12 protein-coding genes are annotated in these 12,429 nt (G+C 62.0%); 7 read left to right on the forward strand and 5 right to left on the reverse strand.

Annotation, left to right across the window (positions count from 1 at the left end; translation table 11 throughout):
* Positions 1-64: 64 nt before the first annotated feature.
* Entirely contained in the window at positions 65-1,303 is a 1,239-nt protein-coding gene (locus KEM60_RS14415) for an AI-2E family transporter (protein WP_255574699.1), read from the reverse strand.
* Between the two features lie 971 nt (positions 1,304-2,274).
* Here KEM60_RS14415 and KEM60_RS14420 point away from each other — a divergent pair.
* The 5 genes from KEM60_RS14420 (at position 2,275) to KEM60_RS14440 (ending at position 8,863) form a co-directional block, all read left to right on the forward strand.
* On the forward strand, positions 2,275-4,344 hold the full coding sequence (locus KEM60_RS14420) for a glucose PTS transporter subunit IIA (protein WP_219108454.1): 2,070 nt from the start codon (positions 2,275-2,277) through the stop codon (positions 4,342-4,344).
* Between the two features lie 312 nt (positions 4,345-4,656).
* On the forward strand, positions 4,657-5,250 hold the full coding sequence (locus KEM60_RS14425) for an isochorismatase family protein (protein WP_219108456.1): 594 nt from the start codon (positions 4,657-4,659) through the stop codon (positions 5,248-5,250).
* A gap of 73 nt (positions 5,251-5,323) precedes the next feature.
* Positions 5,324-6,628: an amidohydrolase family protein gene (locus tag KEM60_RS14430; protein ID WP_219108458.1), complete on the forward strand. Its 1,305-nt coding sequence runs from the start codon at positions 5,324-5,326 to the stop codon at positions 6,626-6,628.
* A gap of 490 nt (positions 6,629-7,118) precedes the next feature.
* Positions 7,119-7,886: a nitroreductase family protein gene (locus KEM60_RS14435; protein WP_219108460.1), complete on the forward strand. Its 768-nt coding sequence runs from the start codon at positions 7,119-7,121 to the stop codon at positions 7,884-7,886.
* 29 nt (positions 7,887-7,915) lie between these two features.
* Positions 7,916-8,863, forward strand: a complete 948-nt coding sequence (locus KEM60_RS14440) for an ADP-ribosylglycohydrolase family protein (RefSeq protein ID WP_219108462.1) — start codon at positions 7,916-7,918, stop codon at positions 8,861-8,863.
* A 13-nt stretch (positions 8,864-8,876) separates the two neighbouring features.
* Here the strand turns inward: KEM60_RS14440 and KEM60_RS14445 are convergent, their stop codons facing one another.
* Positions 8,877-9,680 carry a metallophosphoesterase gene (locus KEM60_RS14445; RefSeq protein WP_255574700.1) on the reverse strand — a complete coding sequence of 268 codons (804 nt, stop codon included), beginning with the start codon at positions 9,678-9,680 and terminating at the stop codon, positions 8,877-8,879.
* A 77-nt stretch (positions 9,681-9,757) separates the two neighbouring features.
* On the opposite strand from KEM60_RS14445, the gene KEM60_RS14450 reads away from it, so the two are divergent.
* A complete protein-coding gene (locus tag KEM60_RS14450; RefSeq protein ID WP_219108466.1) occupies positions 9,758-10,084 on the forward strand; it encodes a J domain-containing protein in 327 nt (108 codons plus the stop codon).
* The gene (locus KEM60_RS14455; RefSeq protein WP_219108469.1) at positions 10,017-10,343 is read left to right on the forward strand and encodes a hypothetical protein; all 327 of its coding nucleotides are present in this window, start codon (positions 10,017-10,019) and stop codon (positions 10,341-10,343) included. Before KEM60_RS14450 ends, KEM60_RS14455 begins: the two co-directional genes overlap by 68 nt.
* Here the strand turns inward: KEM60_RS14455 and KEM60_RS14460 are convergent, their stop codons facing one another.
* From KEM60_RS14460 to KEM60_RS14470, 3 genes are all read right to left on the reverse strand, one after another.
* Positions 10,344-10,688: a hypothetical protein gene (locus KEM60_RS14460; protein WP_219108470.1), complete on the reverse strand. Its 345-nt coding sequence runs from the start codon at positions 10,686-10,688 to the stop codon at positions 10,344-10,346.
* 8 nt (positions 10,689-10,696) lie between these two features.
* On the reverse strand, positions 10,697-11,044 hold the full coding sequence (locus KEM60_RS14465) for a hypothetical protein (RefSeq protein WP_219108472.1): 348 nt from the start codon (positions 11,042-11,044) through the stop codon (positions 10,697-10,699).
* A 1,221-nt stretch (positions 11,045-12,265) separates the two neighbouring features.
* Entirely contained in the window at positions 12,266-12,415 is a 150-nt protein-coding gene (locus tag KEM60_RS14470; protein WP_255574701.1) for a transposase family protein, read from the reverse strand.
* Positions 12,416-12,429 lie beyond the last annotated feature (14 nt).

Below are 12,429 nucleotides of genomic sequence, written 5' to 3' on the forward strand. Positions count from 1 at the left end.
GAATCGCGGATGCCAGCTCACGCCCTAGGGGTAAGGCCGAGGCTTCTCTTCGTCCGCATCGACGCTACTTCTCGTCGGGATCGAGATAGGTCATCGGGTCGCTAGCGATCAACGCATTCGCCCACCGAGAGCGCGGGTCGGCGTCCACCAGGATCGCTTTGAACAGCAACGTCGCGGGGACGGCCAGCAACGCACCGAGGACGCCGAGCACCCACGACCAGAACAGCAGGGAGACGAAAACCAAGGTCGGGGTGATCCCGACTGCTTGGCCGGTGAACCGCGGCATGATCAACGACTGCACCACGAAGTTCATCACCAGGTACGCCACGATGACCATCACGGCGTGGCCCGGGCCGAGGGCCAGCAACGCCAACAGTGCTGGCGGCACCAACGAGATGATGAAACCCACATTGGGGATGTAGTTGCACAAGAAGGCCAAGATGCCCCACACCATCGCCAACGGCACGCCGATCAGTGTCAAGGCGACGACGTCTAATGCTGCGGAGATCAATCCGAAAATGGAGGAAACGATCCAGTAGCGTCGTACCCCTTCGGCGAACGCATGCATCGCCCCGACCAGCCGCGGATGCGCATTTTGGGCCAAGTCCAAGCGGTAGTCGATGCTCGCGGAGTCCATCATCATGAAGAAGATGACTGCGACCATGACGGTGATCACCGTGGCAGCGGTCGACAGGTTGGTGAAGACCGGCGTGATCAGCCCCACCACGCTGGACGGACTGATCTGCTGCAACTGTCGAGCCATGATTTCAGTGGTGATCCCCACGTCGGCCATCCGATGTGACAGTTCCCCACCGAGATCCTCAAATTGCCGGTTGTACGACGGCAAACTGACGATCAGTTGGGTCAACGACCATCCGATGATGGCGAAGAACGCCGCTAAGACGACCAGCACGACCAGCCCGGTGATCGCGGAGGCGATGCCCCGGTTCACGCCATGCCGGGCCATCCAGGTGTGCAAAGGATGCGCAGTGACCATCAGGTTCAACGCCAGGAATACCGGTGCAATCACCCCACCGAGGTTCTGGACGAACATGATGCAAAACGCCAAACCAGCGCCACCAACACCGATCAGAAACATCCGGGGCATGTGCAACACCAGCGAATTCGCCAGTTTCTCGGTGGCAGCTTCGCTCGGTTGGGTGGCAGCTTCGCTCGGTTGGGTGGCGGCGGAGCTGCGCCCAGGAGCAGATGGAGGCGGTGGAGTCGGATCGGCGGGTAGATCGGTCATGGCGCGGTTCTCCTCGTCGGTCACGGCATTGGTCCCGGCCGTCCCGTCGGTCACCTCCTGTCCGCACCGCCAAAGATGACCAGTACGGCGTCAGGTGGGTTCGCCTCCCGGCGATCCGTCCACCGTCGGCACACGGTCGGGACCGTTCGTGCCGATTCTGCCCGATCTGTCTGGGAAGTGATGCAGGAGCCACTGAGCCCGTGCGCCGAAACGACCCTCAGCTACCACCTCGGTCACGCGTCGATGTAGTCAGTTTCGAGACTCAGCCGGGACACCCCATGGCTTGCCTGAGCTTCGATGACGGCCCTTGCTCTCCCATGAGAGAGCCTCGTTTACCACACCTCGGGTTTTGATGTCTGCATTTTAGTGAAAGACAACGGGAGACAAAGACTGTCGCATGCCAATCGCATCCCGGACGGGCGATCGGTGCCTTCCCCAGGCTGTGAATCATGCATCGGTTGACTCATGGACACCCTACGAACATGTATCTTCCGATGCACGAAAGGAATCCCAGATCCGGTGATCTGAACATCCGTCCAGGAATGGCAGTTGGGGTCGACGGGTGTCCCAGCCGATACCTTCGGGTCAGTGGCACTCCTCTCGCTGTCCGTGGTCATCGAGTGCCCGATCTGCGAGACAGATGAGCCTCGGGAAGATCACAGGTACAACACGATCCTGACAAGAGTCTCCAGATCTGACATCTGCGGTCGATCCCACCCGACAGGACAACCCGGGTGCGATGGGTCATGTATGCGTCAGGCGAGTCACAGTCACGGCTGACCAGCGCAGACGAACAGCACATCCGGATTCCCGAATGGAGGCGCCGTTTAGCGACAGGACGAAAGTCCCACCTCATTTGAGGAGGGATGGACCGACACATCCGGCCATCTGGCCTGACCATCCGCCGCATGTACCAGGTCACAACGGACAACCCGGATTGAGTTGCTTCGGCAGAGAGTGCTAGATTTCCGAATTCGCTGAGCCATGTCGGGTCAGCGGATCAGCCGAAAGACATAGAGGCCATTATGCCCAGCTCCACTGCAGCAGCGCAAATTGTGGAGGGAGTGGGAGGCGCTGGCAATATCGCCGGACTCACCCACTGCGCCACAAGACTTCGATTCCAACTTCGAGATGCTTCCCGCGTCAACAACGCAGCTTTGGAAGCTCTTCCGGTCGTGATGGGTGTCGTTCCCCAGGCCGGCGATCGCTTTCAGGTAGTGATTGGCGGAGCCGTCGCCACGGTATATAACGACATCATGGCGCTACCAGAACTTTCTGGCGGTTCCGGAAAGCCCTCGGACGACGACATCAAGGCAGCAGCCCGCTCCCAGGGACCGCGCGGAAAATTTGCCTGGCTGGATTCATTCTTCGAATTCCTGTCAGACTCCTTCCGCCCGATCATCGGCGCTCTGCTCGGCGCGTCGTTGTTCATCACGTTCATGGCGTTGATGAGCACCCTGCAGGTCATCCCGAACTGGGCAGACCCCCGCACCAACTTGCCTCCGACATGGGCATTCGTCAACCTGGCCTGGCAGAGCGTCTTCGTCTTCCTGCCGCTGATGGTGGCCTACAACGCCTCCAAAAAGCTGGGCGCCGACCCATGGGTTGGCTTTGCGATTATGGCCCTGGTCATGCTCCCTCAGTACTCCGCACTGAAGAGTGTCGCCCACAAGGTCATGATCGGTGGGACTGAGGTCGAGGTAGTCAATGTCTTCGGCAGCATTCCGCTGACAATCCACAACTACAGCTCCCAGGTCTTTCCGCCATTGATGATGGCGGCTCTCCTCGGCCCGCTTTACAAGGGTTTGAAGAAGGTCATTCCGACCAACGTCCAGTTGATCTTCGTCCCGTTCCTGGCCATGCTGATTATGCTGCCTTTGATGGCATTCCTCATTGGCCCGTTCGGTGTGTACCTCGGCGCTGGCTTGGCGAACTTCCTGAAGGCGATCAACGACTTCTCACCGTTGATTTTCGCCATCGCCATCCCACTCCTTTATCCCTTCATGGTTCCGCTGGGTCTGCACTGGCCAATTAACGCCATTATGTTGCTAAACATCCAGACCTTGGGTTACGACTTCATCCAGGGCCCCATGGGCGCCTGGAACTTCGCGTGCTTCGGTGCCACCGCCGGTGTTCTTTACTTGTCAGTCCGCGATAAAGACGCTGCCATGCGCCAGACCGCGACCGGCGCCCTTGCTGCGGGTCTTCTTGGTGGTATTTCCGAGCCGTCTCTCTACGGCATTCACCTGCGCTACAAGAAGATCTACCCGCGGATGCTGGTCGGCTGTGGTCTCGGTGGCCTGATCATGGGGATCTTCGGCGGCGTGAAGACTAACGCTTTCGTCTTCACCTCGCTGCTGACCATCCCCGCGTTCGACAACATCGGTCTGTACGCCGCTGGCGTTCTCGTGGCCTTCGTCACCGCGATGGTGCTGGTCATCATCTCCGGCTACCGCGCCGAGGATGACACTGCCGCTGTGGCGTCTGAGTCCACCACCGCGAACGCGACTGTCGCCCAGGCCGCACCGGCCATGGCCGCGGTCAGCGCTCCGGCTGCTGCAGCTCCGGCTGCTCCGGTGGCTCCAGCAGCTCCGGCACCGGTTGCCCCTACGACGGGCGGAATCCCCACCGGGACTGGCCCCATCTCGATCGCCTCTCCGCTGGAGGGGAAGGTCATTCCGCTGACGGAGATCCCGGACCCGGTGTTCTCTGCCGGGCTGGTGGGCAAGGGTGTCGGCATCGAACCGAGCAGTGACACGGTGCTCTCTCCGGCATCGGGGACCGTGGCGACCTGCCCGGAGACGGGGCACGCCATCGGCCTGAACCTGGACAACGGTGTCGAGCTGTTGATCCACGTGGGGATCAACACTGTCGAGTTGCTTGGCAAGGGCTTCACCGTGCACGTGGCGCAGGGAGACCGGGTCAGCGCTGGCCAGCCCCTGGTGACCTTTGACCGTGGGATCATCGCCGCCGGTGGCTACTCCAACATCACTCCGGTGGTGGTCACCAACGGATTCCGGTTCGCGGATGTCACTGGCATGCCGACCCCGCATGCTTCACATGGCACTCCGGTGATCACGGTGCTGCCTTCCTGAGGCTGATCGACCACTGAACGGGTCGGGCCCCGGACCTCTTGAGGTTCGGGGCCCGACCCGTGTGGCGCTGGGGGTCCGTGGCTGCTGGTGCCGCTCACATCAGGGCGTGCCTGCAGCTACCCATACTCAGCTATTGACGGCGAATACCCTTCCGTGCCAATACTTGTCGGAATTTTCACCACCAGGGTTACGGCGGATCGACACCTTCCCTCTGGCGCAAGCATCGATCATGACTTAGGTTAGGCATACCTAAGAAAATGGTGATGGTCGGGCCCACCCCCGGGTCGCGACCCCGGCGCGAAGAGGTGACCCGTGCAGCACGCACCGGCAGTCGAATACCCCCTCCCCCGAGGAGCAGCCATCCCGCCCGCAGTCGTGCCCTGGCAGCCAGACCCACGACGCTGCGCCCTGCTCGTCCACCACATTCATCCGCACACGCTGGGCACCCTCGCCCCCGGCGTACGGCACCACCTCCTGCACAACATCACCCGCATCGCTGCGCGCTGCCGAGAGGTGGGCATCCCCATCGTCACCACCTGCCCAGCCGACAGTCACACCATTCCGCCCGCCCCACACCGCGACGAAACAACCATCGCAGCTTGCCGAGACAATGCTTTCCTGCACACCGATCTCGACGCCTGGCTCCGCGGACGCCACCGCGACCAACTCCTCATCTGTGGCGTCTACGCCCACACCAACTGCCTCATGACAGCAGCCCACGCATCCATCACTGACCGGCAACCCTTCGTGGTGGCTGATGGCACCGCTGACCGCAGCCCTGACGAGCACCACGCCGCCCTGCAATACATCGCCTATCGGTGCGGGCTGACCATCTCCACCGAGACTGCCATCCAGGCACTCGCTGCTGCCGCTCCCCAGCCACATCCCCACCTCAACGCCGCCTGACCTCACCCCGGCAGGCACCGTTCAGGCCCACGAGAAGCACACCGCCTCGCTGGCGAAGACTAGGTTCGCCAGCATGACCGACCTGATGATCACCGACGCTCTCCTCACTGCCGACGGACCACTGCACGACATCCTCATCGACAGTGACCGCATCACGGCAGTCCTCCCCGCAGGAATGACCCGGCAGGACGGTTTCCACCAGGTCATCGCGGCGCAGGGACGGTTGGTCGTGCCGGGCTTCGTTGATCCCCACATTCACCTGGACGTGGCCCTATCCGGCAACGTCGCCAGACCGGGGCGCCCGCAACCGTTCACCGACGTACGCACCTTGAACGCCGCAGTGGAGGAGCGCCGTACGTCGTTTGATCACGACGACATCGTGCGCCGGGTCATGGCAACGGTACGGATGGCGGTGCAGCACGGCACCACGGTGCTACGCACCCAATGCCACCTGGACACCGTAGTCGGCACCCGCCATCTCGACGCTGTGCTCGACGCACGAGACCGTCTCGGTGACCTAGCAACGGTGCAGGTAGTGGCTTTCCCACAGCAAGGATTCCACCGCCATGCGGGGACGATCGAGTTGTTCCGGGAGGTGCTTGCCGACCATCCAGACCTGGTAGTCGGTGGGGCGCCGGTCTTCGATCCGGGGGTCGACGCTCGGGAACACATCGATACGGCGTACGCCCTCGCGACGGAGTGTGACCGGGACCTGGATTTCCACGCTGATATGGGGTTGACGCCAGCACCAGGGTCACCAGGACCGGAGCTCGACAGTCTGGAGATCACGCACATCGCCCGGCGGGCAGTGCAGCACGGCTGGCAAGGACGGGTCGCGGTGGGACATGCGGCCATGTTGGGGTGCGCCACTCCTGAGGTGGCGGCGCAGGCCATTGACGAGATCGTCGCTGCAGATCTCGCCGTGATCGCGCAGCCTGATCTGTTCCGGTTGGGGCGCACCGATGTCCGGGACGTACGGCGAGGGTTGACGCGGGTGAAGGAGCTGTGGGCGGCAGGTGCGCGCGTGACCTTCGCGAGTAACAACGTGCAGGATGCGTTCCGGCCGGTGGGGTCGTGCGACATGCTGCAGGAGGCCTTGGTGCTGAGTTACGGCGCCCACATGGACGCCGTGGCCGAGCTCGACGCGCTGCTGACAATGTGCACGACGATGGCGGCTCGGGTAGTGGGGTTGCGCGGCCATGAGGTGGCGGCTGGGGGTCGAGCGGACCTCGTGGTGTTGGATGCGACAAATCCGTCAGCGGCTGTGGTGGGTCAGGTGGATCGGGTCGCGGTGATCAGTGCTGGCCGGTTGCGGGTGCAGACCCGGCGAGACGTGCTCTGGGTGGACGGAATTGCGCCTTGCCCAGTTGAGCGGTGACCTTACCCGACCGTCGGGGGCAGACCCGACGGTCGGGTACGTCAGTGAAGAACCCGGTGATGCCGCTATCGCCAGAAGAGCGCCAGGGAGTGCGCTTCCAGCAGGTCGTGCGGCGTCACCGGGCGAGCCTCCGCCCCGGTCCACGGATCGGAGGCACGCCATGCGGTGCCTGTGACGGTGCGATGCACGAGGCGGCAGCAGCCCCACCCACCGAACTTTTTAGGCAAGCCTTACCTAACCATCATTGGCGGCCTTATTCAACTAACAGCCCGAAAAACCAGCTACGGCACAGCAGACGCCCCAGAGGCCAGACCCACTGCATGCCGCTGTACCCCCGCCGAATTCGCCCACACAGCTCGACCGTGGTAGGCCAGCAGTGTCACAGACCGGGGCCACCTGATCCCCGGACCGACACCGTCCCCACCCAACCGCGAGCGCCACGGGGGCGGTTTCGGAGCGTTCCTGGCATGTCGTTGAGGAGTGATGATCGATGCGTTTCCCCCAGCACGACGAATTGACCACCCGGGAGGCTCGGGTGGAGGCCGCCGTGGAATTGCATTCCGCGCTCGCGGGTTGTGCCCGCCCGGTGGGCACTGCACCGCCAGCGGCACGTGATGCCTCAGCCAACGACCCGCGCTGGCGTCCGCCCACTGACGTGGATTTGCCGGTGGTCGCTTCGCCTGAGGTGTCGTTCTGGCAGGTGGTCCGGGATCGCCGATCGACGTATCGGTGTGCGGACGAGCCGCCAGATCGGGAGCAGCTGTCGGTGTTGCTGCAGGCGGTGGATCTGTCGCCGAGCGCTGGGGGGTTGCGCTCGACGGAGGTGCGCTTGGTCGTGCCGCGGCGGTGCCAGTACGACGGTCGAGCGGCGATTGAGGCGGGGGTGTACCGCTACGACGGGCAGGAGCGGGTGTTGCGGGGGCATGCCGCGCTGGATCCGGTGGCATTGGCGGGATCGGTGATGCAGCCGGAGTTTGTGACGGTGTTCCCGATGTTGGTGGTGTTGGTGGCTGATCTTGATCCGATGCTGGAGAAGTATTCCTTGAAGAACTACCAGATGGTGTTCGCTGACGCCGGGGTGCTGGTGCAGAATTTGCATTTGGCTTGTGGCACCGCGGGGTTGGTGGGTTGCGCGATCGGGGGGATTGACACCACGGTGATGCATGAAGCGGTGGCGGCGGGTCCGACACAAATCGCGACCATGGCGTTTGCGGTGGGACGGGACGATCGACGTACCTCCTGCTCTGGAGGAGAATGAGGACGATCCGACTCGCTGCAGGAGGTCCGATGCTCTCGAATGCGGTCTCGCTCGGTGAGCGTCGGCGGGGCGGGTTGTGGGGCCTGCTGGTCGGCGACGCTCTGGGGGTGCCTTATGAGTTTCATTCAGCGTCGGCGATTCCTTCGCGGGAGCTGATTGACATGGTCCCGCCGGTGGGTTTTGACCGTACCTATCCGGACGTGCCAGCCGGGACCTGGTCTGATGATGGTGCGACGGCGTTGGCGTTGTTGGACAGTCTGCATCGACGGAGCCGCCTGGACCTGTCTGATCTGGCGGGTGCTCTGCTGGATTGGCGGGATCATGGCCGGTATGCCGTGGACGGCCACACTTTCGACGTTGGCGGGCAGACCAATCGGGCGTTGGATGCGCTCGTCCGCGGGGTGCCCGCCGAGGAGTGCGGTGGCGTCGATGAACGGTCCAATGGCAACGGTTCGTTGATGCGGGCGTTGTCGTTGTCACTGTGGCATCTGGGTAAAGACAAGGACCTCATTGAGGCCGCCGCTGCCCAGTCGCTACCGACACACGCGCATCCTCGCGCGCAGGTGTGTTGCATGGTCTTTTGCGGGTGGTCTCGTCGCTTGCTGTACGGCGGTGCTGCCGGGCCGAGTTTCGATGAAGCCCTGCATCAGGTGCGGGATGTCCTCAGTGGGCAGGATCCGCGCCGTACCGAACTCGACCGGCACCTTCTGCCCGCACTGAACGACCCGATCCGCGGCACCGGGTATGTCGTGCACAGTCTCCTCGCGGCCCGTCACCTGCTCATCCGGTACGACGAGTACGCCGATGTGGTGCGAGCTGCGGTCGCGCTCGGTGACGACACTGACACCACCGCAGCGATCGCTGGTGGTCTCGCTGGGATTCGCGCAGGTGAGCATGGCATTCCGATGCGATGGCGGGAAATGCTGCGCGGCCAGGACATCCTCGCGCCGTTTTTGATGATCCTCGACTCACGGTGAGGACGGGCCTGAGTCAGGAGGGAGGGAGCAGCGGGCTGAGGGTGCGGCCGGTGGCGCCGTGGTCTCCTCGGGCGGGGACGTGCACGGTCTGCAGTTCCGGGTAGCGCAATGCGCTGAGCGCGCCGCCAAAAACACATCCGGTATCGAGGCACAGGGTGCGGTTGATCCAGGTCAACTCGGAGGTGGGGGTGTGCCCGTAGATCACATATGCCTCGCCGCGGTATTCCACCGGCCAGAGCCGCCGTACCGGCAGGCCACGCTCATCGACGTCGCCGGTCACATCGCCGTACAAGGCGAAAGCACAGGCCTGACCGGAGTCGACACCGTGGAGGTCTTCGCGCAGACCGGCGTGCGCGACGACTAGTCGCCCGCCGTCAAGGAGGAGGTGAGCGGGCAGAGCTGCACACCAACGCTGGACGTCACCGAGAAGGTCTGGTGCTTCCTCAGTCAGCGCAGCGATAGTGGCAGCTAACTCGCGGTGCGGGGTGGCGCCGCGACCAGCCAGGGCCCGCCCCAGTTTGTGCTCGTGATTGCCGACGACCCCGATAGCGTGCCCATGGGCGGTCATCCCCATCATCAACCGGAGGACGGCGACACTATCCGGGCCGCGATCGACGAGGTCACCGACGAACACCAACAGGCGACCCTGCGGAGGGTAGGCGTCTACAGCGGCTCCATCGTTGTCACACACGATCCGGTAACCGAGCAGGTCGAGCAGATCAAGGAGTTCGTCGTAGCAGCCGTGGACGTCACCAATGATGTCGAAGGGTCCCGATAGGGTGCGCATGTCTGCCGGTGCGGGCCTGATGGCGGTCATCACCATCCATCATCGCAGCCCGATGGGGACGCACAGAGGCCAGATCGGATGCATCGTCATCGGGAGAAGGACAAGATGTGAGTCAGGACCGGGCTGCTGGGACGCCCAGCTGGTACGACGTACTGCAGGTGAGTCGGGCCGCCTCAGCTGAGGAGATCCGGTCGGCGTACCTGCGGTTGATCCGAGTGGAGCATCCAGACGTCCACGGAGGCGACGGTCATGACCGGGCAGCACTCCTCAACGCCGCTTTCGAAGTGCTCGGTCACCCAGAAGCTCGAGCCCGCTACGACATGACCCCGACCGGCGAGACCATGCCACTACCGGAGCCAGCACGATATGCCACTCCCGCCCACGACCAGCAGTTCGCACAAGGATCGTGGGACATCCCCGACTGGCCTCGGTGACGCACCAGGGGGTGATGTTTCACATGGGCGTCCCAAGCTGCGGAGAGCGGCTGGTACGGCACATCTTTTCGACGCGCGCAAGACCCTTGATCTCACTGAACGCCAACCCCTCACCGGCCCCAGTAGCCACCACGACGCACGCCATGCCGACCTCGACGAACTCACCGACGACGAACGCGCCACCATCACCAACGTCATCGACGCCCTCATCACCAAAAGCAAACTCTGCGCCATCACCAGCGGAATGTGCTTAGGGTGATCAGGCCACATCGAAAGGCAGGGGCCGTGCCCCGGCACACATCCAGCGTCGCGCCGCCACGTTGATCACAACTCGCTCTCCCGCGAGCACCACATGGAACGGGACGGCCGACCGGAAGAGCACCGAAGCGCCGCTCGACCAACTATCGGCGGCGTGATCGGTTTCCGTGTAGGCGTGCGGTGGTCCGCGTTCGCTCGTTTCGTGCGTCCCGGGCGCGTTGTCGATCGGAGCGTCGTAGGTGTGCAAAGTCACGCAATCATTGACCACCCAACCGACTGCCGCCACAGGCGCTGCGAAGACAATCCATCCGAGAACGCAGGTGACCAATGCAGTGAGCAGTTGCATGCACACCCTCATGAGATGCGGACGTTTTCCATCGAGGGCCAAGCGGTGGGCGGGTCATCGGTGAACCATGCTTGCTCGAGAAGCGTGATTCGGCCCGATGAAACCCAAAGGAGGACTTCGCCCACGGGTTCGCCCTGGCGGTCTGTCACCAGCGGCTTGATATCGAGCGGCCCGTCGGGCCAACTCCCTGAGTCGCAGCGCTCCGGAATGTTCAGGTCAATGTACGTGGGTGAATAATTGAGAACTCTTGCGTGGCGCGCCTGTATCGCGAGTGGCTGCCCGACGTCTCCTAGATGCGCCGCGATGGCCGCCAGCAGGTCCAAGACCTGATCGGGAAGGCTGATCTTCTGGTTCATGGCCTGAATGTACGCCAACACGATCGGAGCCCGTTGCACCAGCCTTGCCGACGACATCAGCCGCTTCACCCACCCCGACAACACCGACCGTTCGTGCTCTATCAACACCAACGGGTTCGCTGCAGGACCTGACATACACGAAGTCCTAGCCCGAAAACCTGCTAAATAATGTCCGACGACACTAGTAGAGAAACTCCTTACAATCTTCTGTTGTGAAAGTGAGGAGCCTGTTGAGCGGCCCGCAGGGCTACCTCCAGGCCGGGGGGGCTGGCCGAGTGGCGGATGCCCGCACAATCTCCAGGCCAAATTTAGAACCAACCTTTGTAACATCCACAGGCGTCGACAGAACAACCGAATCACTATACCTAGGTGCGTCTAGCATGATCGAATTTCGGTAGCGCAGAGCGCCAGGCATGGGCCCTAGCAGCCATTCCCTGAAAAAGACGTCTACATGTGACAGCTCAACGTGACTTCCAGGAGCGTCATACGGAGCGAAGTCCCACGCGTCAAGGGGGACTTCAAGCCAACCAAAGACATGACGTATTGCGTTTATTATACCTTCCGTGGCGCGCCCCTCTGCAGGAATTACCGCAGGCGAGAAACTTTCGTTATATTGCGGTTCAAAAAGATCAAGAAACTGCGTGCCTGCATCAAGTTCCACGCCCCTAATTCGCGCCAGAGAATGCCAGGATACTGGTTCGCCGCCAGCACCACCCACCTCACGCGCTCCCACTAATGGAAGAAATATTCTATGAATACATGAATCAGGCAGAGAAAAATCTGCAAACGTCGAGGATGTCATCCCAGTTCCTGCATAACCCACGTGATAGAATTAATTGAACCCATTTCCATGGCGCCCGCTTCCGACAAGATCGGATAATCAACTTGAAGGACCATTAGACGCGGGCCACCCGGCCCGCCGGGAATTTTCACTTCGTACCTGCTTGAGATTTTTTGGATTGAACACGCCGAATGAAAAGAGCATTCATATACCTTCCCTTCACCATCTTTTGGTACATGTCCGTTCGCATTATTTTCATACGATATCAATCGCACCAATCCGAGCGGTTTGGGTGTGTTGATTCTTAAGATTCCTCGAAAGGTCGCTCCCAATTGGGTGATGCGTACGTCCGAGTTTCGCTCGGGCCGCATCTCGCGTTGCACCCCTTTTGACCTCCAAGTAAGGGCGTTATTCACGAGGCGTTTCCAGGTCATTCTTGGCTACCAGCCAAGTCGATAGAGCTCGAGTCGGGTAATAACGGCAATGATATCGGGGAGTTCGGTGAGTCTGCCTCGATAGCCGGTGGCGAGGATTTTCCATTGTTTAAGGTGTCCGATGGCGTGTTCGACATGGCTGCGAATGCTTGATATTTCTTTGTTGTAGC

This window comes from Austwickia sp. TVS 96-490-7B, from assembly GCF_019331795.1.
Lineage (GTDB): Bacteria > Actinomycetota > Actinomycetes > Actinomycetales > Dermatophilaceae > Austwickia.